The 22,784-nt window shown below is 58.6% G+C and carries 15 protein-coding genes and 1 pseudogene; 8 read left to right on the plus strand and 8 right to left on the minus strand.

Going from position 1 to position 22,784, the window contains the following annotated elements:
• Positions 1-69: 69 nt before the first annotated feature.
• Both PMI27_RS06785 and PMI27_RS06780 read right to left on the minus strand, forming a co-directional pair.
• Positions 70-1,248, minus strand: coding sequence for a vWA domain-containing protein (locus PMI27_RS06785; RefSeq protein WP_008153157.1), 1,179 nt, complete (start codon positions 1,246-1,248; stop codon positions 70-72).
• A gap of 33 nt (positions 1,249-1,281) precedes the next feature.
• Positions 1,282-2,127 carry an AAA family ATPase gene (locus PMI27_RS06780; protein WP_008153159.1) on the minus strand — a complete coding sequence of 282 codons (846 nt, stop codon included), beginning with the start codon at positions 2,125-2,127 and terminating at the stop codon, positions 1,282-1,284.
• A gap of 231 nt (positions 2,128-2,358) precedes the next feature.
• Here PMI27_RS06780 and PMI27_RS06775 point away from each other — a divergent pair, with 231 nt between their 5' ends.
• Positions 2,359-2,862 (plus strand): DUF2442 domain-containing protein, encoded by a 504-nt coding sequence (locus tag PMI27_RS06775; protein WP_008153162.1) that lies wholly within the window; start codon positions 2,359-2,361, stop codon positions 2,860-2,862.
• Here the strand turns inward: PMI27_RS06775 and PMI27_RS06770 are convergent.
• Positions 2,859-3,935: a DUF748 domain-containing protein gene (locus tag PMI27_RS06770; RefSeq protein WP_008153163.1), complete on the minus strand. Its 1,077-nt coding sequence runs from the start codon at positions 3,933-3,935 to the stop codon at positions 2,859-2,861. The two genes, PMI27_RS06775 and PMI27_RS06770, sit on opposite strands and share 4 nt — an antisense overlap.
• A 126-nt stretch (positions 3,936-4,061) precedes the next feature.
• Between PMI27_RS06770 and cysK the strand changes: the two genes are divergently transcribed.
• The 3 genes from cysK (at position 4,062) to PMI27_RS06755 (ending at position 7,865) form a co-directional block, all read left to right on the plus strand.
• The gene (cysK, locus tag PMI27_RS06765) at positions 4,062-5,036 is read left to right on the plus strand and encodes a cysteine synthase A (protein WP_008153166.1); all 975 of its coding nucleotides are present in this window, start codon (positions 4,062-4,064) and stop codon (positions 5,034-5,036) included.
• Positions 5,037-5,246: 210 nt separating this feature from the next.
• On the plus strand, positions 5,247-6,185 hold the full coding sequence (locus tag PMI27_RS06760; protein ID WP_008153168.1) for an aspartyl/asparaginyl beta-hydroxylase domain-containing protein: 939 nt from the start codon (positions 5,247-5,249) through the stop codon (positions 6,183-6,185).
• Positions 6,186-7,001: 816 nt separating this feature from the next.
• A complete protein-coding gene (locus PMI27_RS06755) occupies positions 7,002-7,865 on the plus strand; it encodes a DMT family transporter (protein WP_008153172.1) in 864 nt (287 codons plus the stop codon).
• Between the two features lie 272 nt (positions 7,866-8,137).
• Here PMI27_RS06755 and PMI27_RS06750 read toward each other — a convergent pair whose 3' ends face one another.
• Entirely contained in the window at positions 8,138-9,046 is a 909-nt protein-coding gene (locus PMI27_RS06750; protein WP_008153173.1) for a DMT family transporter, read from the minus strand.
• A 128-nt stretch (positions 9,047-9,174) separates the two neighbouring features.
• On the opposite strand from PMI27_RS06750, the gene aceK reads away from it, so the two are divergent.
• The 3 genes from aceK to PMI27_RS06735 all read left to right on the plus strand — a co-directional run bounded on the left by aceK (position 9,175) and on the right by PMI27_RS06735 (position 16,495).
• Positions 9,175-10,893: a bifunctional isocitrate dehydrogenase kinase/phosphatase gene (aceK, locus tag PMI27_RS06745; RefSeq protein WP_008153176.1), complete on the plus strand. Its 1,719-nt coding sequence runs from the start codon at positions 9,175-9,177 to the stop codon at positions 10,891-10,893.
• A 256-nt stretch (positions 10,894-11,149) separates the two neighbouring features.
• Complete coding sequence (hrpA, locus tag PMI27_RS06740; RefSeq protein WP_008153178.1) at positions 11,150-15,061, plus strand: ATP-dependent RNA helicase HrpA; 3,912 nt, start codon at positions 11,150-11,152, stop codon at positions 15,059-15,061.
• 312 nt (positions 15,062-15,373) lie between these two features.
• Positions 15,374-16,495: a beta-ketoacyl-ACP synthase III gene (locus tag PMI27_RS06735; RefSeq protein WP_008153180.1), complete on the plus strand. Its 1,122-nt coding sequence runs from the start codon at positions 15,374-15,376 to the stop codon at positions 16,493-16,495.
• 228 nt (positions 16,496-16,723) lie between these two features.
• Here the strand turns inward: PMI27_RS06735 and PMI27_RS06730 are convergent, their stop codons facing one another.
• Complete coding sequence (locus tag PMI27_RS06730; RefSeq protein ID WP_008153183.1) at positions 16,724-18,040, minus strand: putative porin; 1,317 nt, start codon at positions 18,038-18,040, stop codon at positions 16,724-16,726.
• Between the two features lie 282 nt (positions 18,041-18,322).
• On the opposite strand from PMI27_RS06730, the gene PMI27_RS06725 reads away from it, so the two are divergent.
• Positions 18,323-19,447: a GNAT family N-acetyltransferase gene (locus PMI27_RS06725; protein ID WP_008153185.1), complete on the plus strand. Its 1,125-nt coding sequence runs from the start codon at positions 18,323-18,325 to the stop codon at positions 19,445-19,447.
• Between the two features lie 54 nt (positions 19,448-19,501).
• On the opposite strand, the gene PMI27_RS06720 is transcribed toward PMI27_RS06725, so the two are convergent.
• The 3 genes and pseudogenes from PMI27_RS06720 to PMI27_RS06710 all read right to left on the minus strand — a co-directional run bounded on the left by PMI27_RS06720 (position 19,502) and on the right by PMI27_RS06710 (position 22,783).
• A complete protein-coding gene (locus PMI27_RS06720; RefSeq protein WP_008153187.1) occupies positions 19,502-21,334 on the minus strand; it encodes an ABC transporter ATP-binding protein in 1,833 nt (610 codons plus the stop codon).
• A gap of 82 nt (positions 21,335-21,416) precedes the next feature.
• Positions 21,417-21,974, minus strand: coding sequence for a peptidylprolyl isomerase A (locus PMI27_RS06715; protein WP_008153188.1), 558 nt, complete (start codon positions 21,972-21,974; stop codon positions 21,417-21,419).
• 3 nt (positions 21,975-21,977) lie between these two features.
• A pseudogene (locus tag PMI27_RS06710) lies at positions 21,978-22,783 on the minus strand (alpha/beta fold hydrolase).
• Position 22,784: the final 1 nt, after the last annotated feature.

The raw sequence follows: 22,784 nt of genomic DNA on the forward strand, positions 1-22,784 counted from the left end.
TGACGCACGAACACCGAAACCTGTAGGAGCAAGGCTTGCCCGCGATAGCGTCAGGACAGACAACAGAGATTACTTGGAGAGAAACCGCATCCCTTCTTCCAAACCCCGCAACGTCAGCGGGTACATCTGGTCGTTAATCAAGTCCCGCACGATATTGGTCGAAGACGTATAGCCCCACGTATCTTTCGGATACGGGTTGATCCAGATGACCTTCTTGTACTTCTCCATGAACCGCTGCATCCACACATAACCCGCTTCTTCGTTCCAGTGCTCGACGCTGCCGCCGGCCTGGGTGATTTCGTACGGCGCCATGGCGGCGTCACCGATGAAGATCACTTTGTAATCAGCGCCGTATTTGTGCAGCAGGTCCTGGGTCGAAGTGCGCTCGGACGTGCGGCGCATGTTGTTCTTCCACACCGATTCATAAACGAAGTTGTGGAAGTAGAAATACTCCAAGTGCTTGAACTCGGTCTTGCAGGCCGAGAACAGCTCTTCGCAGATCTTCACGTGGGCGTCCATCGAGCCGCCGATGTCGAACAGCAGCAACAACTTGACGGTGTTGCGCCGCTCCGGACGCATCTGAATATTCAGCAGCCCGGCATCGCGCGCGGTGTGGTCGATGGTGCCATCGATGTCCAATTCTTCCGCCGCACCCTGGCGCGCGAATTTGCGCAGCCGGCGCAGGGCGACCTTGATGTTGCGCGTACCCAGTTCCACCGAATCGTCGAGGTTCTTGTACTCGCGCTGATCCCAGACCTTGACCGCTTTGCCCTGGCGTTTGCCGGCATCGCCGACCCGAATGCCTTCCGGGTTGAAACCGCCGGAGCCAAACGGGCTAGTGCCGCCGGTGCCGATCCACTTGTTACCGCCGGCATGGCGTTCTTTCTGTTCTTCAAGGCGTTTCTTGAACTCTTCGATCAGCTTGTCCAGGCCACCGAGGGACTGGATCGCCGCCCGCTCTTCGTCGGTCAGCGAACGCTCGAACTCCTTGCGCAACCAGTCTTCCGGGATCAAGGCCTGAAGGTGGTCGTCGAGTTTTTCCAGGCCGTTGAAATAGGCACCGAACGCCCGGTCGAACTTGTCGAAATGCTTTTCGTCCTTCACCAGAATTGCCCGGGACAAGTAATAAAACTCGTCCATGTCGGCGAAGGTCACGCGCTGTTTCAGCGCGTTGATCAGGTCCAGCAGCTCCCGTACCGAGACCGGTACTTTGGCTGCGCGCATTTCATTGAACAGGTTAAGCAGCATGGCTATCGCCCTCTATCTTGTTAAACAGAGGGATCAGCGAGTGCCGCGACGGCTCATGAACGCCAGACGTTCAAGCAATTGCACGTCTTGTTCGTTCTTCACCAAAGCGCCGGCCAGCGGTGGAATGGCCTTGGTCGGATCGCGTTCGCGCAGCACGGCTTCGCCGATGTTGTCGGCCATCAGCAGCTTCAGCCAGTCCACCAGTTCGGAGGTCGATGGCTTCTTCTTCAGGCCTGGCACTTTGCGCACGTCGAAGAACACGTCCAGCGCTTCGCTGACCAGGTCTTTCTTGATGTTTGGATAGTGCACATCGACGATCCTCTGCATCGTGGTGCGATCCGGAAAGGCGATGTAGTGGAAGAAGCAGCGGCGCAGGAAGGCGTCCGGCAGTTCTTTCTCGTTGTTGGAGGTAATGATGATGATCGGGCGTTTCTTGGCCTTGATGGTCTCGTCGATCTCGTAAACGTAGAACTCCATCTTGTCGAGTTCTTGCAGCAGGTCGTTCGGGAATTCGATGTCGGCCTTGTCGATTTCGTCGATCAGCAGGATCACCCGCTCTTCGGATTCGAAGGCTTCCCAGAGCTTGCCCTTTTTCAGGTAGTTGCGAACGTCGTGAACCTTTTCCGTGCCCAGTTGCGAGTCGCGCAGACGGCTGACCGCGTCGTACTCGTACAGGCCCTGATGCGCCTTGGTGGTGGATTTGATGTGCCAGGTGATCAATTTGGCGCCGAAGGACTCGGCCAGTTGCTCGGCGAGCATGGTCTTACCCGTGCCCGGCTCGCCCTTGACCAGCAGCGGACGCTCCAGGGTGATGGCGGCGTTGACCGCCAGCTTCAGGTCATCGGTGGCGACGTAGGCCTGGGTGCCTTCGAACTTCATCTGCTTATCCTCGAACGGTAACGCCGACCTGAACGAGGCAGGGCGGGGCGCAATAATTGTAGTACCCGACTATAACGCGGTGCCCGGTCGACTGTGAACGCAGACGGCTTATTCAGTCTCTGAATGGGGCGTCACATCTTGACTCAGTCTCGGCCGCTAGCCAGTATTGAGCTATCGCCATTTTGGCGATAGCTTGCCCCTCAGGCGCAATTGCTGGAGGAATTGGAAATAATGGTACCCATGAAACGACCACGGCTGTCGGCCGTGCAGGCGTTGCCGGATGACCGCCTTATGCTGACCTTTATCGACGGTCAGCAACTGAACCTCGATTTGAGTCGGGACCTGCGCGCCTATCCAGGGTTGCAGCCATTGCTGGAGGCTGGCGCTTTCGACGGTGCAACCCTGGGCGACGATGGCTGGAGTGTCGAGTGGCCCGAACTGGACATCCAGATCGGCGCAGACACCCTGTATCTGGATGCTCTCGCACAAAATGCAGTAGACGAAAACACCCGGATCTTCATCGACTGGCGCGCTCGCACCGGGCTGCCGCTCAATCAGGCGGCCGAAGCGTTGGGGGTCAGTGCCCGCAGCATCACGCGCTACAGCAGTGGTCGTGAAGCCGTTCCGCGATCGCTGGCACTGGCCTGCCTGGGCTGGGACTTCTTGCAGCAGCAATCGAACCCGGCCCGGGCGGCGGAAGAAACCGGTCGTTACACCGTCACACGCAAGTCTTAGCCGGCATCCGGTTTCGGCCGTTCGTACTGGGCATTGAACGCCTCGATGAAACCATTACGCAAAATCTGCAAAAAAGCCTCGAATGCGCTGATATCTCGCTGATGCACGCTGCCCCTGAGCTGGACGCGAGTGGCGAACTGGTTTTTCGGCTGGTTCTTCAACACATTCTCGGTTCCCCCGACGAGTGCTTCCCAGATGGAGCGAAAAATCCCTTTGTCTTTGTTTTCCACGTCCTGTTGCCAATTGAACACATCGACGTCCCGCAATAGCGGCTTGATGTAGCCGGTGAGTTGACCCTTTTTGGCTTCGGCTTCGATGACCAGGTCTCCATGGCCGGCATTGAAGTCGAACTTGCCGTAGGCCGAGGCGAAGTCGTTCATGCGTTTGAGTTCAAGGTTCCTGGCACGCAGGCGAAATTCGAAGTCCTGGAAGTTGCTCAGCGGATCGAAGGTTGCCGAGGTTTCCAGCGGTGCATGCCCCAGCAACAGAGCCTTGCCGTCGAATCGGGCATCGCGTTTGCCTTTGGTGTCGACCACGTTGGTCAGGTTGTAAATGCTGGCATTGACCTGAGTGGCATTCATGTTCACGGGCGGTTTTGAATTGAAGTTTCGAAAGGTGACCCGTCCGTCATTGATCCGCACTTCGTTCAGGGTAATCGGCAGCAATTTTTCCAATTGTGCCCGCCAGTCGGTGCCTTCACCGGTCTGAGAGTTTTTCTTGTTGGCACCGCCGTCGACGAAGTTTACCTCGGGTTTGTCGAACTGCGCCTCGGCCACCACAGCGTGGTCATACCAGAGCGAGTGCCAGCTGACGGAGAGGTCAATCAATGGCGCGTTGACGAAAGGCACGGGGACCTTGCCATTGACCTTGACGATTTTCAGTCCATTGATTTTGTAGGCCCCGCGCCACAGGGCCAAATCTACGTCGCTAATCTGGCCGCGGTAGTCACCCATGTTCGCCAATCTCTCGTTGAGGTAATCACGCACCACGTAGGGCAGGGCAATGTGCAGGGCAACCAGCAGCAGAACGAGGCCGGCGAGGGTCCACAGGGGCCAACTGTATCGACGCTTCATGGCGGCAAATCTCTGGCGGTATAAAGCGATTGACTGCTGCGGTTACGGGACGTTCGACTGACTGGACGACCAAGGGCAACAGGCATACCTTGGAGAGCTTATTTAACGCTGTATAAGGACCCAGCCATGAGCCGTATCTACGCTGACAACGCCCATTCCATCGGCAATACACCGCTGGTGCAGATCAACCGTATCGCCCCGCGCGGCGTGACCATCCTGGCCAAGATCGAAGGGCGTAACCCCGGTTACTCGGTCAAGTGCCGGATCGGTGCAAACATGATCTGGGACGCCGAAAGCACCGGCAAACTCAAGCCTGGCATGACCATCGTCGAACCGACCTCAGGCAATACCGGTATCGGCCTGGCGTTCGTCGCTGCGGCGCGCGGTTACAAGCTGATGCTGACCATGCCGGCGTCCATGAGTATCGAGCGACGCAAAGTGCTCAAGGCTTTGGGGGCCGAACTGGTACTGACCGAACCGGCCAAGGGTATGAAAGGCGCGATCGAAAAGGCGGCTGAAATTGTCGCCAGCGACCCGGCTGCCTACTTCATGCCGTCGCAGTTTGAAAACCCGGCCAACCCGGCCATCCACGAAAAAACGACCGGTCCGGAAATCTGGAACGACACCGACGGTGCAGTCGACGTACTGGTGGCAGGCGTCGGAACGGGTGGAACCATTACCGGGGTTTCGCGGTATATCAAGAATACCCAGGGCAAACCGATTATTTCGGTGGCGGTGGAGCCATCGGTGTCGCCAGTTATCACCCAGGCAATGGCCGGTGAAGAAATCAAGCCGAGCCCTCACAAGATCCAGGGTATTGGTGCCGGTTTTGTGCCGAAGAATCTTGATCTGTCGATGGTCGATCGGGTCGAGTTGGTCAGCGATGAAGAATCCAAGGCCATGGCCTTGCGCCTGATGCAGGAAGAAGGGATTTTGAGCGGCATTTCCTGCGGCGCCGCCATGGCGGTGGCCGTTCGCCTGGCGGAAACCCCTGAAATGCAGGGCAAGACCATCGTGGTGATCCTGCCGGACTCCGGTGAACGCTACCTGTCGAGCATGCTGTTCAGTGATCTGTTTACCGAGCAGGAGAATCAGCAATAGGCGTTGCGGTTTTTGATCCAGTCGGAGGGGGTTGATTCAGGTCAGCCCCCGTTCAGGAACCTTATGTTAAGAAGTGCTTTATTGCGCAATTCTTAACACTGAATGTTGAGATGCACGGGTGTTTCCCGAGGCTGGTAATGTTTATCATGACGGGCTGCCACGTCGGGTAAATGGCGTTATGCAAAGTTGTCTACTATCAAGGAGTTGTTGATGACCGTTTCCCTTGCCGCAAAGGCGTCGCTGTTGTTGCTGTTCTTCGGCAGCACTCTCTATGTGCATTTGCGCGGCAAGGCGCGTTTGCCGGTCTTGCGTCAGTTCGTCAACCACTCGGCGTTGTTCGCGCCTTATAACGCCTTGATGTACCTGTTCTCCAGCGTGCCGTCCAAACCCTATCTTGACCGCAGCAAGTTCCCGGAACTGGATGTGCTCAAGGACAACTGGGAAGTCATCCGCGACGAAGCGATGCATTTGTTCGACGAGGGTTACATCCGCGCAGCCGAAAAGAACAACGACGCTGGCTTCGGTTCGTTCTTCAAGAAAGGCTGGAAGCGCTTTTACCTTAAGTGGTACGACAAACCACTGCCATCGGCAGAAGCCCTGTGCCCGAAAACCGTGGCATTGGTCAGTAGCATTCCCAATGTCAAAGGCGCCATGTTCGCGTTGCTGCCAGGCGGCAGCCACCTCAACCCGCACCGTGATCCGTTCGGCGGTTCCCTGCGTTATCACTTGGGGCTGTCGACGCCGAACTCCGACGATTGCCGGATCTTCGTCGACGGTCAGGTCTACGCCTGGCGTGATGGCGAAGACGTGATGTTCGACGAAACTTACGTGCATTGGGTCAAGAATGAAACCGACAAGACTCGGGTCATCCTCTTTTGCGACATCGAACGACCGCTGAGCAACCGCCTGATGACCCGCCTCAACCGCTGGGTCAGTGGCTTTTTGGGGCGCGCCACTGCACCGCAGAATCTTGATGATGAACGTGTTGGCGGGATTAACCATGTTTACGCATGGAGCAAGAATTCCAGCGACAAGTTCAGTGGTGTAATCAAACAATGGAAGCGTCGCAATCCCAAGGCCTACCGAGTGTTGCGACCGGTGTTGGCGGTGGTGGTGTTTACGTTGTTGGGGTATTGGTTGTTTGGGTGATTCCGTGCAAGAAATGAAAAACCGCTCATTGGAGCGGTTTTTTTTCGCCGAAGTTATGGTCGCCCGGCGAGCACGTCAGGTTCGCCTTCGATACCCGTCGCGAGGACCTGTAAAATGCGCCGCTGACTGGCCGTCAGTTCTACTTTGACAGGCTTGTTTTCCTGGGCAGAGGAGCGTTTTCTTATGTGCGGGCTTCTGATGACTCCGTGCATATTTCCTCCGTTATCGGTCATTAATTGAACAGTTTTCACGGTGCTAGGCTCTCCACAGTTTTGACAAGTCGACGCTTCAGCGTCTAAAGCGTTCTAGCCCTCGATCGATACAACTGATACCGAAGATGCGTCCGTTCCCTTGGCATGTGATCTCGTGCATTCCCTGTCCCTCATAGCGGGCGTTTGCATTTCTCTCCAAGGTAGATTGCGGCGCGGCAGCTGTCGTTACTGGCCCTTTGACCAAGTCATTGCAATCTATGTCGCGGGCTGGTTATAGTCGGCGCTCGCCTGCTTTCCCGAGCACGGCCCTCAAAAAAGATCAGCCCAATGCCTGCATCCCTCATCAACGCGGTAGTCGATTCAGCGGTCAACGCTGGCGTCGTGCCGTGCGGGAATCAGCAGCCTGCGCAGATCAGTCATTACCCTCCACCTGTCAGTAGCTCGCCGGTGTGCGCAGTCGTATCACCGCCAGGCGTTGGCTTTTCGGGCTGATCAGCTTTTTTCTGCTGTTCCCACGCCTGTCTGAAAAAGCGCTCGCTTGAAAAAAACTACTGAATTTCAGCTTCGGCTGAGTTGGCTTTTTGCCTGACTACAGGTGGTATTCATGTTTGTCCTTTCGAAAAACACCGCGCTCGCGGCGGCGTCCACGAGCCTGTTCGTTCTGCTGTGGAGCAGCGGAGCGATCTTCTCAAAATGGGGCCTGGCCCACGCGTCACCCTTTGCCTTTCTGCTGTTTCGCTTTGCCATCGCGCTATTCGGTCTGGTGCTGCTGGTACCGTTGCTCAAGCTGAAGTTGCCCAAGGGCGGCAAGCCGATGGTGTATGCGATGGCCACGGGCCTGGTGTTGCTGGGGGCTTATCAGATTTTCTATCTGTTGGCCCTCGACCTGAAAGTCACACCCGGCGTCATGGCCACGATCATGGGCGTGCAACCGATTCTTACCGTGGTGATCATGGAACGTCAGCGATCAGCCAGCAGAATGTTTGGTCTGACGCTGGGTTTGGCCGGGTTGATCATGGTGGTTTACCAAGGCATCGGTCTGGCCGGCATGTCGCTGGCCGGGATGCTCTTCGGATTGCTGGCGTTGGCGAGCATGACGTTCGGTTCGATCATGCAAAAGCGCATTACCGACAATCCACTCGGCACGCTGCCAGTGCAGTACCTGGCGGGGCTGTTGCTCTGCGGAGTCTTCGTACCGTTCCAACCCTTTCATTTCGAACACAGCAGCGGTTTTATCGTACCGGTGTTGTGGATGGGATTGGTCGTGTCGGTGCTGGCGACCTTGCTGCTGTATCGCCTGATTGCCCGGGGCAACCTGGTCAATGTCACCAGTCTGTTTTACCTGGTGCCGGCGGTAACGGCGGTGATGGACTACCTGATTTTCGGCAACCGGCTGGCGGTATTGAGCATGCTTGGCATGTTGCTGATCATCATCGGCCTGGTGTTCGTATTCCGTAAAAACGCTTGAAACAAAACAAGGCCTGGGGCATGAGCTCCAGGCCTTTTTTATGGTTCTTAACGGAATCCCGGGAAACACAGAAACAAGAACGCCAATCCGTTGGGGATTCGGCGGCTGGTGGATGGCGAGGTGAGTGATTTGGCTCTGTAGCCGTCTGAACCGACGCCATCGCGGGCAAGCCTTGCTCCTACAGGTTTGATGTCGTGCGCAATGTACGTGAACGACACAGCACCGTAGGAGCAAGGCTTGCCCGCGATGGCGTCATCAGCAACACCGTCAAACTACTTGGCAGCCACCCCAACAGCCCTCACCACCGCCGTCTTCAACACCAACCACAACGCCGCCGCAATCAACACCCCGCCATAGATGTGCGCCATCGACAACGGCTCATCCAGCAACAACGCCCCCCACAACACCCCGAACGGCGGAATCAGAAAGGTCGTGGTCATCGACTTCACCGGCCCGACCGAGCTGAGCAGGCGGAAGTAAATAATGTACGCAAGCGCCGTACACACCAGCCCCAACCCCAGCAGCGACAACCAGACACTCCAGCCGCCCCAGCTCTCCGGTGGCTGGCTGATCACGCTGTAACCAAACAGCGGCAACAGAAACAACGTCGCGCCCAGCATGCTGCCCACCGCCGATAGACGACTGTCGAGACCACCGGCCTGATCGAGCCAGCGGCGCGCGAGGAACCCGGCGAAACCGTAGCAGGTCGTGGCGAGCAGGCAGGCGAGGGCGCCCATCAGCAGTTCCATGTCGAACGCCACCGGACCGGCTCGGGTCAGGATGCCCACGCCAAGCAACCCTAGGAACACACCGCCAAGCTTGGCGGCGGTGAGCCTTTCATGGAAGAACAGACCGCCGATCAGCACGCCCATCAATGGGGTGGTGGCGTTGAAAATCGCCGAATAACCGGCCGGCAACACTTGCGCAGCCACCGAATAGAGGGTCGCCGGAATCCCGGAGTTGATCACTCCGAGCAGCATCACGGTTTTGAGTTTTCCTTTGAAATCCCAGCTGATGCGCATCAGCCCGAGGATCACCAACAAGCCGACTGCGGCAATCGATACGCGGAAAAAAGCAGTGGGGATTGTGCCAATCACCGGGGCAATGATGCGCATGAACAGAAAGCTCGCGCCCCAAATGGCGGCAAGCGATAACAAACGCAGAGTATCGACGGGGTTCACAGCACGTTCCTTCCTTGATTGGCTCGCAAGTGTCGCGCCAGTCAGGACGCAAGGCAATGGTTGCGTTGCGTAACAAAGGGCCACTAAGCTCAGGCCCACGATAAGCATCAGCCGCCGAGGTTTTACCTATGCCGCAGCAATGGCCAGCCGCCGACATCGCCCGAATGATCCTCGATGGCTTTGACGATTACCGCGAGCATTTCCGCCAGATCACCGACGGCGCCCGAGCTCGTTTCGAGCAGGCCAAGTGGCAGGAGACGCAATCGGCGTCGGCCGCGCGGATCAATCTCTACGAAGAAAAAGTCAGCGAAACGGTGGCACGACTGCGCATCGCGTTTGACGCTGACACGCTGGATGTCAGCTGCTGGCCGCTGGTCAAAAGCGCTTACATCACGCTGATCGACCTGCGCTTCGACGATGAACTGTCCGAAACCTGGTACAACTCGATCTTCTGCGGGTTGTTCAGCCACGACCTGATCAGCGACGGCTGCATGTTCATCCACACCACCCGGCCGAGCCTGCGCCGGGCCCGCGCCGCACAAACCCGCACCTACAAGCCTCAGGGGCAGTTGTCCGGGATGCTGGCGAGCATTTTTGCCGACTACCGCTTCAGCGAGGATTACGCCGACCTTGCCGGCGACCTGCGTCGCCTCGAAGCTCAACTGCGTGAAAACCTGCCGGACTGGGTCTGCAAGGACCCGGAATTGAGCGTCGAACTGTTTTCCTCGGTGCTTTACCGCAACAAAGGCGCGTACCTGGTCGGGCGCATCTACACCCAGGACGAACAATGGCCGCTGGTGATTCCGCTGCTGCATCGCGAAGGTCGCGGGATTCAGATCGATGCGCTGATCACCGATGAAGCGGACGTGTCGATCATCTTCTCGTTCACCCGTTCGTATTTCATGGTCGACGTGCCGGTACCGGCGGAGTTCATCGGTTTCCTCAAACGCATTTTGCCGGGCAAGCACATCGCCGAGCTGTACACCTCGATCGGCTTCTACAAACACGGCAAGTCCGAGTTCTACCGGGCGCTGATCAATCACCTGGCCAACACCGACGACCAGTTCATCATGGCCCCGGGCGTGCGTGGCATGGTGATGAGCGTGTTTACCCTGCCGGGTTTCAACACCGTGTTCAAAATCATCAAGGACCGCTTCTCGCCGTCAAAGAACGTCGACCGCGCCACGGTGATCGAGAAGTACCGTTTGGTGAAAAGTGTCGACCGGGTCGGGCGCATGGCCGACACCCAGGAATTTTCCGACTTCCGTTTCCCGTTGAGCAAGTTCGAGCCGGCATGCCTGCAAGAATTGCTCGAAGTGGCCGCGTCCACCGTGTCGGTAGAGGACGACACCGTGCTGATCCGCCACTGCTGGACCGAACGGCGGATGACGCCGTTGAACCTTTATCTGGAGAACGCCAACGACGCTCAGGTCCGCGAGGCGCTGGAGGATTACGGGCTGGCGATCAAGCAACTGGCGGCGGCGAACATCTTTCCCGGCGACATGCTGCTGAAGAACTTCGGCGTCACGCGTCACGGGCGGGTGGTGTTTTATGACTATGACGAGATCTGCTTCCTGACCGAGGCCAACTTCCGGCATATCCCGCAACCGCGCACGCCGGAAGACGAGATGGCTTCTGAGCCGTGGTATTCGATCGGACCGCTGGATGTGTTTCCCGAAGAGTTTCCGCCGTTTTTGTTTGCTGATTCGGGGCAGCGCAAGTTGTTTGATCAGTTGCATGGTGAGTTGTACAACGCCGATTACTGGAAAAGCCTTCAGGAAGCCATTCGCGCCGGGAAGGTGATTGATGTGTTCCCGTATCGCCGTAAGGGCCTCGACAATGAGTAGGGGCTGAGATCCACCCCTCACCCCAGCCCTCTCCCCACGAGGGAGAGGGGGAAAGGGAGCCGATCTCCATGCCTTTCAAATCCTGAGTTCGACTCGATATTTCAGGTCGATGTAACTTGATAAAACACCTCGGTCAGTCCCCTCGCCCCTCTGGGGAGAGGGTTAGGGTGAGGGGTGGTCCTCCCTGACACGCCAAACACCCCCAAATCTGCGACAATCCGCCCCCTGCGCCACTAGACGACTTATTGCGTACCTGATGACTGACGAATCGCCTTCCATCGACAAACTGCTGAAAAACCTCGATCACGCCATGCTCGCCGACCGCCACCGGCTGCGGCGGCAGTTGCTTGAGCTGCGCAAAAAACCTGACGAGGCCAAGCTGGCCCAGTGGGTGACGCGCACGCAGGCGTCCTGTGATCAGGTTTTGGCGCGGCGTGCCAGCCTGCCGGTGATTCGTTACGACGACAGCCTGCCGATCGCCGCCAAGCGCGACGAAATCAAAGCAGCGCTGCTCAAGCATCAGGTGCTGATCATTGCCGGCGAAACCGGTTCGGGTAAAACCACCCAGTTGCCGAAGATCTGCCTGGAAATCGGTCGCGGTCAGCATGGCCTGATCGGCCACACCCAGCCCCGTCGAATCGCCGCCCGCAGCGTGGCGAGCCGGGTCGCCGAAGAACTGGCGACGCCGTTGGGTGCGCTGGTCGGCTATCAGGTACGGTTCGAGGATCAGAGCGATTCCAACACCCTGATCAAACTGATGACCGACGGCATCCTGCTGGCGGAAACCCAGAACGACCGCTATCTCGAACGCTACGACACGATCATCGTCGACGAAGCCCACGAACGCAGTCTCAACATCGACTTCCTGCTGGGTTACCTGAAAACCCTGTTGCCGCGTCGTCCGGACCTGAAAGTCATCATCACTTCGGCGACCATCGACCTGGAGCGTTTTTCCAAGCACTTCGATGACGCGCCGATTGTCGAAGTCTCCGGCCGCACCTTCCCCGTGGAAACCTGGTATCGCCCGCTGACCCTGGAGCAAGACGAAGAGGGCAACCGCGTCGAGGACGACTTGACGGTGGATCAGGCGATCCTCGCCACACTCGACGAAATCGCCGCGTTCGAACGCAGCGAGCGCAAGAGCCCCGGCGACGTGCTGGTGTTCCTGCCCGGCGAGCGCGAGATTCGCGACGCGGCGGACATGCTGCGCAAGGCCCAGCTCAAGCACACCGAGATTCTGCCGCTCTACGCACGGCTGTCACCGGCCGAACAGCAGCGGATTTTTCAGTCGCACCCAGGCCGGCGCGTGGTCCTGGCGACCAACGTCGCGGAAACCTCGCTGACCGTGCCGGGCATTCGTTACGTGATCGACAGCGGCACCGCGCGCATCAGCCGTTACAGCTACCGCGCCAAGGTCCAGCGGCTACCTATCGAAGCCATTTCCCAGGCCAGCGCCAACCAGCGTAAAGGTCGCTGCGGGCGGGTCGAGCCGGGTATTTGTATTCGTCTATACGGCGAAGAAGATTTCATCGGTCGCCCGGAATTTACCGATCCGGAAATCCTGCGCACCAACCTTGCGGCGGTGATTTTGCAGATGCTGCATCTGCGCCTCGGCGAGATCACTGATTTCCCGTTTATCGAGCCGCCGGATGGCAAGGCTATCAGCGACGGTTTCAACCTGCTGCAAGAGCTCTCGGCGGTCGACCGCAACAGCCAACTGACGCCGCTTGGCCGTCAATTGGCGCGGCTACCGGTGGACCCGCGCATGGGCCGCATGCTGCTGGAAGCGGCGAAACTCGGCAGCTTGCAGGAAGTGCTGATCGTCGCCAGCGCCATGTCGATTCAGGACCCGCGCGAGCGTCCGCCGGAACGTCAGCAAGCGGCGGATCAGGCCCACGCGCAATGGAAAGACGTGGACTCGGATTTCGCCGGGCTGGTCAATCTGTGGCGTGGTTTCGAAGAACAGCGCCAGGCCCTGACCGCCAGCCCGCTGCGCAATTGGTGCCGCAAGAACTTCCTGAATTACCTGCGTCTGCGCGAATGGCGCGACTCCCATCGGCAGTTGAGCCTGATCTGCCGCGACATGCAGTTGAGCCTCAATAAAGAACCGGCGGATTACCCGAAGCTGCACAAAGCCGTGCTCTCGGGGCTGCTCAGCCAGATCGGCCAGAAAACCGATGAAGGCGATTACCTCGGTGCGCGTCAGCGACGTTTCTGGATTCACCCGTCATCGGGCCTCGGTAAAAAGCGTCCGCAATGGCTGATGGCCGCCGAACTGGTGGAAACCACCAAGCTCTACGCGCGGATGGTCGCCAAGATCGACTCCGACTGGATCGAGCCCTTGGCCGGGCACCTGATCAAGAAAAACCACTTCGAACCCCATTGGGAGAAGAAGCGCGGTCAGGTCGTGGCGTTCGAGCAGATCACGTTGTTCGGGTTGATCGTGGTTGGTCGCCGGCCGGTGCATTACGGGCCGATCGACCCTGTCACGTCCCGTGAACTGTTCATTCGTGAAGGCCTGGTACGCGGCGAGATTCAATCCAAGGCCAAGTGCCTGGCGGCCAATGCGCAACTGCTGGAACAGCTCGACGAACTGGAAGCCAAGGCTCGCCGTCGCGACATTCTGGCGGACGAAGAAACCCTGTTCGCCTTCTACGATGCGCGACTGCCGGCGGAGATCCACCAGACTGCGACCTTCGACAGCTGGTATCGGGTCAACAGTCAGAAAGACCCGCAGCTGCTGATCATGCGCGAAGAAGACGTGCTGGCCCGCGAGGCGAGTGAAGTCACTGCCCTTCATTACCCGGACACCTTGCACATCGGTGATCTGGAATTGGCGCTCAGTTATCACTTCGAACCGAACCACCCGCGTGACGGCGTGACCCTGCGTGTGCCGGCGCCGTTGTTGCCGATGCTGCCGCCGGAGCGCCTGGAATGGCTGGTGCCGGGCGTGATCGAGGCCAAGTGCATCGCGCTGGTGCGCAACCTGCCCAAAGCCCTGCGCAAGAATTTCGTACCGGTGCCGGACTTCGTCAAAGCAGCATTGCAGCGCATGACTTTCGCCGAGGGCTCGTTGCCTCAAGCGCTGGGCCGTGAACTGTTGCGCATGACCGGTGTGCGGGTCAGCGATGAAGCCTGGGTCGAAGCATCGCAGCAGGTCGACAGTCATTTGCGGATGAACCTGGAAATCGTCGACGGCCAAGGCAAGTTCCTGGGCGAAGGGCGTGATCTGGCGGAACTGACCGCACGCTTCGCCGAAGCCAGTCAGGCTGCATTGGCCGTGCCGCAAACCGCGAAAAACCAGCAACCGGTGGAGCCGAAAGTGTTTGCCGCCGTCGCCGAGAAAACCCAGCAGAAGATCGCCGGGCTATCGATGACGGTGTATCCGGCGCTGGTGGAAGAGAGTGGCACGGTCAAGGAAGGACGTTTCTCTACGCCGGCCGAAGCCGAGTTTCAACATCGCCGCGCCTTGCAGCGTTTGCTGATGCAGCAACTGGCTGAACCGGCGAAGTTCCTGCGCAGCAAGTTGCCGGGGCTGACCGAATTGGGTCTGATGTACCGCGACATGGGGCGCGTCGACAGTCTGGTCGAGGACATCCTGCTGGCCAGCCTCGACAGCTGCATTCTTGACGGCGAAAACCCGCTGCCACGGGATGGCGCCGGGTTGGCATCGCTGGCTGAACGCAAACGCGGCGGCTGGACTGAGCACGCCGAACGGCTGGCGAAGCTGACGCTGGAAATTCTCAAGCTCTGGCACGGCCTGCAAAAACGCTTCAAGGGCAAGATCGACCTGGCGCAAGCCGTGGCCCTGAACGACATCAAGCAGCAACTCAGTCATCTGGTGTATCCGGGCTTCGTCCGGGAAACCCCGATGCAGTGGCTCAAGGAGCTGCCGCGTTATCTGAAAGCGGTCGAGCAGCGCTTCGAGAAAATCGGCGCTCAGGTGCAGAGGGACCGGGTCTGGAGTGGCGAGTTGTCTGGCCTGTGGACGCAATATCAAACCCGCGCCAACAAACATGCCCAGGAAGGCAAACACGATCCGCAGCTGGAGCTCTATCGCTGGTGGCTGGAGGAATACCGGGTTTCCCTGTTCGCCCAACAATTGGGGACCAAGGTACCGATCTCCGACAAGCGCCTGAACAAGCAATGGACCCAGGTCGAACCCTGAGTCGAACACTTGTAGGAGCAAAGCTTGCTCGCGATAGCTATCTCAAGGCCGCCATCGCCGGCAAGCCGTGCTCCTACAGGTACGCGGTTGCATTTGAGGCAGGCGTTTGATCCAGCAAAAAGGCGCCAAAACCCAATGTTTATGGCAAACTTCGCGCCTATAAACGCCGGCCCCGCGGTTTTAAGCCTTCACAGGTCTGGGCGGATCGGAATAAAGCGATGCCAGGTTTGCTCCCCCTGACGGGAGCAAATCCTTTGTGTGTTGGTACGTCGGTGCCAACACTTTCTGCCTGAACAGATTAGAGAAACGACCATGCATAACGTCGTCATCAGCGGCACCGGCCTGTACACCCCGGCCAACAGCATCTCCAACGAAGAGCTGGTGCAGTCTTTCAACGCTTACGTCGCGCTATTCAACGCCGACAACGCCGACGCCATCGCGCGCGGCGAAATCGAAGCGTTGACCGAGTCCAGCGCGGCGTTTATCGAAAAGGCGTCTGGCATCAAAAGCCGCTTTGTCATGGACAAGGAAGGCATCCTCGACCCGCAACGCATGGCGCCACGCCTGCCGGAACGCTCGAATGACGAGTGGTCGGTACTTTGCCAAATGGCCATCGGCGCCGCCGAGCAAGCCTTGCAGCGTGCCGGCAAAACCGCCGCGGACATCGACGGCGTGATCGTCGCCTGCTCCAACCTGCAACGGGCCTATCCGGCCATCGCCATCGAAGTCCAGGAAGCCTTGGGCATCCAGGGTTTCGGTTTCGACATGAACGTCGCCTGCTCCTCGGCAACCTTCGGCATTCAGGCTGCGGCCAACAGCGTGCAACTGGGCCAGGCCCGGGCGATCCTGATGGTCAACCCGGAAGTCTGCACCGGTCACCTGAACTTCCGCGACCGTGACAGCCACTTCATCTTCGGCGACGCCGCGACTGCGGTGATCATCGAACGTGCTGACCTGGCAACGTCCAAGTACCAGTTCGACATCGTCAGCACCAAGCTGCTGACCAAGTTCTCCAATAACATCCGCAACAACTTCGGCTTCCTCAACCGCGCGGCGGAAGAGGGCATCGGCGCCAAGGACAAACTGTTCTTGCAGGAAGGCCGCAAGGTGTTCCGCGATGTCTGCCCGATGGTCGCCGAGCTGATCGCTACGCACCTGGAAGAGAACACGCTCAACATCAGCGACGTGAAACGCTTCTGGCTGCACCAGGCCAACCTCAGCATGAACCACCTGATCGTCAAGAAGCTGCTGGGTCGCGAAGCCACCGAAGAAGAAGCCCCGGTGATTCTCGACACCTACGCCAACACCAGCTCCGCCGGTTCCGTGATTGCGTTTCACAAGAACCAGGACGATCTGGCTGCAGGTTCGCTGGCCGTGCTCAGCTCGTTCGGCGCCGGTTACTCGATTGGTAGCGTGATTCTGCGCAAGCGCTGAGTTCGCCTTAAAAGATCGCAGCCTGCGGCAGCTCCTACACGGGATTGGATTTCAACGCGATATCGCGGTTGGAATACGGTCGGTGTAGGAGCTGCCGCAGGCTGCGATCTTTTTTTTTGCGAAAAAAAAACTCGCGCTGCAGTATCGGACGGATGATGGGGACCGATACCACAACGCGAGTTTGTAAAAGCGGCTCGGGCTTCCTTGCCCGAGTTGTGTAGCGGGGAATCAGAACTTCGCTTCGGCATCCAGTTGCAGGGTGTTGATGTCCGAGTCTTTCAGGTTGGCGTTAGTGTAGTCAGAGTTAGCCATGAAGTACGTCGCGCCGAGGTTGAAGTTTTTGTCCAGCTCGTAGCTCACTTTCAGCTTGCTGCCACGCGAACCGGTGAAACCGTTGGCGAAGTCGGAGTCGGTGAAGGCGCCGACCACCGCGTTACGCTGTACGTCGCGGTAGTTGTAGTCCACTGCGAAGCCGTAGAACTTGGTCTTTACACCGGCCAACCAGGCAGAGTCCTGATCGTTGCTGGCGTCTTTGTTGTTCACGTACTGACCGTACAGCGAGAGCGGCATAGGCAGGCCACCGATGTCGAGCTGACCAAAGCCTTCGTACAGTTTGAATTGCTCGTTCGGGCTGTTGCCGTTGATGGCCAGTGCGGCTGGAATACTGGTGCCGCCTGGGGAGATGTCGTCGTCGTTGTCATAGCCGTAGACGCTGCCACCCAGGGTCAGTTTCAGGTTGTCGGTGATAGCGAAGCGCGCACCCAACTGACCCGCGTACAGACGCAAGTCGTGTTTGAACTGCACGCCGTCGCCGTCGACGTTGTCCTTGAGGGTGTAGTGACCGGCGCTACCGAACAGCTCGGTGCTGGCGCCCAGCGGGTATTTGTAAGCCAGCGACAGACCTTCGGGGCTGATGTCGCTATCCCAGATGATGTCGCCCATGCTCACCCATTGCTGCGGCATCTTGCCGCCAACGATGTGCAGGTTCTTGATGGCGTCCGGGTGGTAGTCGACGTAACCCTGGTCCAGCCAGATCTGCTTCTTGTCGAAGTAATTGTCCAGACTCTGATTGGTGGAGCGAGCGTCGTCGTTGTTACCGGTGGCGATACGGATGCCGGTGTCGACTTGCGGGTTGATCTCGCTGTAGGCACCCAGGCGGGCACGAATGCGCTGACGATCCTGGTCTTTGCTGTTTGAAACGCCATCGTTGTGGACGTTTTCCTGACGGAAACGCACGTCACCCTTGAATTGGGTTTTGGCGGCCCACGCCAGTTTCTGGTCGAAGGTACTCAGTTCATTGGTTTTCTTCGCAGTCGCCGCGATCTGCTCGTTGGTCTCTTGTTGAGCCTGGCGGGCGATTTGCTGGTCTTTCTGATCCCTGGCCAGCTCGGCTTGCAGCTCGGTGTACTGCGCAGGCGAAATCGAACCGTTTGCCTTGAGCATGTCGAGCAGTTTGGCGTCGACTGCGGCGCTGGCCGGAACACTCATGGCCAGCAGCAACCCACCACACAAGGCCGCCGCAGTTTTCGTGGAAGCAAGACGCATATCAATCTCCGAAGATGTAATGGGATGACTGAGCCATCCAGGACACAACCGACCGTTGAGGACGGAAAACAGTGACCAGGTTTAGAACCCGGCGCTCTAAAAACAGGCGCCAGTATCGCGATGGTTTATGACAGAGCAGTGGCAATGTGATGGCGTCTCGATGACGATACAAAGTCGTCGAGAACTATTGAGCTAGAGCGCTGTCGTCGAATTGCTCGTGTGGATTTTTTGGCGATGGGCGATACTCGCCGGGCTTTCACGCAAAGAAGTAGGGAAGAACTGATGCCGCTGCAACGTCTGCAAAATCTGTCCGAAATCGCGTCGCAGACGTGGGATGCCCTGGTGCCCGAGAATCAGCCCTTTCTGCGCCACGCCTTTCTCAGCACGCTGGAAGACAGCGGCAGCGTCGGCCCTCATTCCGGCTGGCAACCCGAGCATTTGTTGCACATCGAAGGCGATCGCCTGATTGCCGCGCTGCCCAGTTATCGCAAATGGCATTCCTACGGCGAGTACGTGTTCGACCACGCCTGGGCCGATGCCTGTGAGCGTGCCGGGATCGATTACTACCCCAAACTGCTGACGGCTGTGCCGTTCAGTCCGGTCAGCGGCCCGCGTTTGCTGGCGGCCACGCTCGAGGACGGTTTCGAACTGTTGAAAAGCCTGCCGGGCTACCTTGAAATCGAACAACTCTCCAGTGCTCACATCAACTTCACCGACCCGTTCACTGACGCAGCCTTGGCCGAGCAGCCGGGCTGGTTGCAGCGAATCGGCTGTCAGTACCACTGGCAGAATCGCGGCTATCGGGATTTTCAGGACTTCCTCGACGTTCTCAGTTCGCGCAAGCGCAAGCAGATGCGCAAGGAACGCGAACAAGTGGCGGGGCAGGGCATTGATTTTGAATGGCTTGAAGGTAGGCAACTCGATCAGGCGCAGTGGGATTTTGTCTATGCCTGCTACGCCAACACCTACGCAGTGCGTCGGCAAGCGCCGTATCTGACGCGGGAGTTTTTCAGTTTGCTGGCCGAGCGCATGCCAGAGTCAATTCGTGTGGTGTTGGCCAAGCAAGGCTCACGGCCGGTGGCCATGGCTTTCAGTCTGGTGGGCGGCGACAGCTTTTACGGTCGTTACTGGGGCTGTCTGGCGGAGTTCGACCGTCTGCACTTCGAGACCTGTTTCTACCAGGGCATGGACTACGCGATTGCCAATGGCTTCCAGCGTTTCGATGCCGGTGCCCAGGGCGAGCACAAGTTGATTCGCGGGTTCGAACCCGTGATCACTCATTCATGGCACTACTTGCGTCATCCCGGCCTGAAAGCCGCCGTCAAAGACTTCCTGCAGCAAGAGCGCGCTGGTGTGTTGGCGTATGCCGAGGAAGCGAGGACGGCCTTGCCTTACCGGCAAGACTGATGGGGGCAAGATCGCTCCCACGCAGAGCGTGGGAGCGATCATCAGGTTAGCGACTTAGTCGATGCCGACAAATCCACCTGTCTGGTGCTGCCACAACCGCGCATACAACCCGCCATGGGCCAGCAGTTCGGCGTGGCTGCCGGTTTCGGCGATCTTGCCTTTTTCCAGCACCACCAGCCGGTCCATGCGGGCGATGGTCGAGAGCCGGTGAGCGATGGCAATCACGGTTTTGCCCTGCATCAGGGTTTCCAGGCTTTCCTGGATCGCCGCTTCGACTTCCGAGTCCAGCGCCGAGGTGGCCTCGTCCATGATCAGGATCGGCGCGTCCTTGAGCAGCACGCGAGCAATCGCAATCCGCTGACGCTGACCGCCGGAGAGTTTCACCCCGCGTTCACCGACGTGGGCATCAAAACCGGTGCGACCTTCGGAGTCCGACAACAACGGGATGAACTCGTCGGCGCGGGCCTTGTGCACCGCTTCCCAGAGTTCGGCGTCGGTGGCGTCGGGTTTGCCGTACAACAAATTGTCGCGGATCGAACGATGCAGCAGAGACGTATCCTGGGTGATCATGCCGATGCGCTCGCGCAGGCTTTCCTGGCCGACTTCGGCGATGTTCTGGCCGTCGATGAGGATACGTCCGCCCTCCACGTCATAGAGGCGCAGCAGCAGGTTGACCAGGGTTGACTTGCCTGCGCCGGATGGACCGATCAGACCGATTTTTTCACCGGGCTTGATGGTCAGGTTGAGGTCGCCGATGATCCCGCTCTTCTTGCCGTAGTGGAAATCCACGTGCTCGAAACGCACCTCGCCACGGGTGACCGCGAGCGGTTTGGCCTGCTCGCGATCGGTGACGCTGACCGGTTGAGAGATGGTCTGCAAACCGTCCTGAACCATGCCGATATTTTCGAAAATGCCGGTGACCACCCACATGATCCAGCCGGACATGTTGACGATGCGGATCACCAGGCCGGTGGCCAGGGCAATCGCGCCTACGGTGATCAGCGATTGCGTCCACAACCACAGGGCCAGGCCGGTGGTGCCGACGATCAGCAACCCGTTCATGCTGGTGATGACCACGTCCATGCTGGTGACCACCCGGCCGGCCAGTTGGGCTTTTTCGGTTTGTTCCTTGATCGCTTCGCGAGCGTATTGCTGCTCGAAGTTGGTGTGGGCGAACAGCTTCAGGGTGGTGATGTTGGTGTAGCCGTCGACGATCCGCCCCATGAGTTTGGAGCGCGCATCGGAGGACACAACCGAACGTTCCTTGACCCGTGGCACGAAGTAGTAAAGGGCACTGATGAAGGCGACGATCCAGGTCAGCAGCGGGATCATCAGGCGCCAGTCGGCTTCGGCGAACAGCACCAGCGAACTGATCGCGTAGATCAGCACGTGCCACAGCGCGTCCACCGCTTGCACAGCAGAATCGCGCAGCGAGTTGCCGGTCTGCATGATGCGTTGGGCGATGCGCCCGGCGAAGTCGTTCTGGAAAAAATTCAGGCTCTGTTTGAGCACATAACTGTGGTTCTGCCAGCGGATCAGGCTGGTCATGCTGGGGCTCAGGGTCTGGTGAACCAGCAGGTCATGCAGGCCAACAAAAATCGGCCGGAAAACCAGGGCTACCACCGCCATCCAGGCCAGCTCGATACCGTGTTCCTTGAAGAAATCGACGTTAGGCGTGCCTTGGGTCAGGTCGATGATGCGGCTCAGATAACTGAACAGCGCCACTTCAATCAGCGCACCGATCAGACCGACGAGCAGCAGGACGGCGAAACTCGGCCAGACCTGCTTCAGGTAATAGGTATAAAAAGGGAGAACCCGATCCGGCGGAGCGGCCGTCGGGGCCTCGCGGAAAATGTCGATCAGTTTCTCGAAACGGCGATAAAGCATCAGTTCTCCGCCCGCGCACGGGCTCTCCTTTGAACAGTGTGAGCGGCGCACTCCGGCAGCCGCTCAAGACTTCCTGTGTAGCTTAGTCGATGACTTTGGCCGACTTGATGAACACAGGGTCGGCTGGCACATCTTTCATGCCGCCACGGGTGGTGGTTTGCGAGTTGACGATGACGTCCACCACGTCCATGCCTTTCACGACTTTACCGAAGACCGCATAGCCGTCACCGCTGTCGAGGAAGTCATTGTCCTTGACGTTCACGAAGAACTGGCTGGTGGCCGAATCAGGATTGGAGGTGCGGGCCATGGACAGCGTGCCACGGACGTTATGCAGACCGTTTTTGGACTCGTTCTTGATCGGTGCCTTGGTTTCTTTCTGCTGCATTTGTTGAGTGAAACCACCGCCCTGAATCATGAACCCTGGAATCACACGGTGAAAGATCGTGTTGTTGTAGAAGCCGCTGTTGACGTAATCGAGGAAGTTCTTGGTACTGATCGGCGCCTTGACCGGGTCCAGTTCGATTTCGATCTGGCCGTTGGTGGTCTCCAGCAGCACGTGCGGCGCCTTGGCGGGCGTTGCGGCCATCAGGTTGGCGGCAAACAGAACGGAGCCAGCGACGAGGGCGATTTTTTTCAGCATGGGTCAGTGATCCTGAGTGAGGTGGTGTCGACTGCGGTGAGAAACTCGAGCAGCGTTTGGTTGAACATTTCGGGTTGATCCAGCGGGGTGGCGTGGCGCGAATCGGCGATCACCACCAGCCGTGCATCGGGCAGCAGTTTTACGTAGGTCTCTTTCAGCGAGACCGGCGTGTAGTCACGGTCGGCGCTGACGATGAGGGTTGGACAGGAGACCCTCGAAAGTCGTTCCTGAACCCCCCAGCCAACGATTGCATCGAAGCTGGCGAGATAAGCATGTTTGTCGTTTTTTGCCCAGCGCTCGGCCATCTTTTGTCGCAAATCTGCCTGTTCCGGTTTCGGGAACAGCTTGCCTCCAAGAGCCGTACCGATAGCGCCCAGACTGAGGACGCGCATCAGGCTCCAGCGCTTGAACCACTGCCAGTAATCGTCGCGGCTGCGCAGTTTGACCTCGGGCGCGCTGTTGACGATGCACAGGCTTTTGAGCAATTGCGGCTGGTCCACGGCCAGTTGAAAACCGATCATGCCGCCCATGGACAGGCCCACGTAATGAGTGGGGCCCAGGTTCAGGTGTTCAATGAGGGCGATCAGGTCGGCGCTGAACCCGGCGATGCTGTAGCGCTCGCGGGGTTTGTCTGAGCGACCGTGGCCGCGTACATCCGGCACGATCACCCGGTAGCGGGTCGACAACGCCGGGATCTGCTTTTCCCAGTCCAGGGTGCTGGAGCCGAGCCCATGGACCAGCAGCAACGGCGTGCCGTGGCCATATTCCTCATAGTGCAGGTTGCAACCTTCATGTTCGAAATAGGCCATG

The organism is Pseudomonas sp. GM41(2012) (assembly GCF_000282315.2).
In the GTDB taxonomy this organism is placed as follows: domain Bacteria; phylum Pseudomonadota; class Gammaproteobacteria; order Pseudomonadales; family Pseudomonadaceae; genus Aquipseudomonas.

Coding starts and splice junctions, on each gene's coding strand:
- PMI27_RS06785 (WP_008153157.1), bottom strand. CDS start 1,248: ATGCTGCTTAACCTGTTCAATGAAATGCGCGCAGCCAAAGTACCGGTC.
- PMI27_RS06780 (WP_008153159.1), bottom strand. CDS start 2,127: ATGAAGTTCGAAGGCACCCAGGCCTACGTCGCCACCGATGACCTGAAG.
- PMI27_RS06775 (WP_008153162.1), top strand. CDS start 2,359: ATGGTACCCATGAAACGACCACGGCTGTCGGCCGTGCAGGCGTTGCCG.
- PMI27_RS06770 (WP_008153163.1), bottom strand. CDS start 3,935: ATGAAGCGTCGATACAGTTGGCCCCTGTGGACCCTCGCCGGCCTCGTT.
- cysK (WP_008153166.1), top strand. CDS start 4,062: ATGAGCCGTATCTACGCTGACAACGCCCATTCCATCGGCAATACACCG.
- PMI27_RS06760 (WP_008153168.1), top strand. CDS start 5,247: ATGACCGTTTCCCTTGCCGCAAAGGCGTCGCTGTTGTTGCTGTTCTTC.
- PMI27_RS06755 (WP_008153172.1), top strand. CDS start 7,002: ATGTTTGTCCTTTCGAAAAACACCGCGCTCGCGGCGGCGTCCACGAGC.
- aceK (WP_008153176.1), top strand. CDS start 9,175: ATGCCGCAGCAATGGCCAGCCGCCGACATCGCCCGAATGATCCTCGAT.
- hrpA (WP_008153178.1), top strand. CDS start 11,150: ATGACTGACGAATCGCCTTCCATCGACAAACTGCTGAAAAACCTCGAT.
- PMI27_RS06735 (WP_008153180.1), top strand. CDS start 15,374: ATGCATAACGTCGTCATCAGCGGCACCGGCCTGTACACCCCGGCCAAC.
- PMI27_RS06730 (WP_008153183.1), bottom strand. CDS start 18,040: ATGCGTCTTGCTTCCACGAAAACTGCGGCGGCCTTGTGTGGTGGGTTG.
- PMI27_RS06725 (WP_008153185.1), top strand. CDS start 18,323: ATGCCGCTGCAACGTCTGCAAAATCTGTCCGAAATCGCGTCGCAGACG.
- PMI27_RS06720 (WP_008153187.1), bottom strand. CDS start 21,334: ATGCTTTATCGCCGTTTCGAGAAACTGATCGACATTTTCCGCGAGGCC.
- PMI27_RS06715 (WP_008153188.1), bottom strand. CDS start 21,974: ATGCTGAAAAAAATCGCCCTCGTCGCTGGCTCCGTTCTGTTTGCCGCC.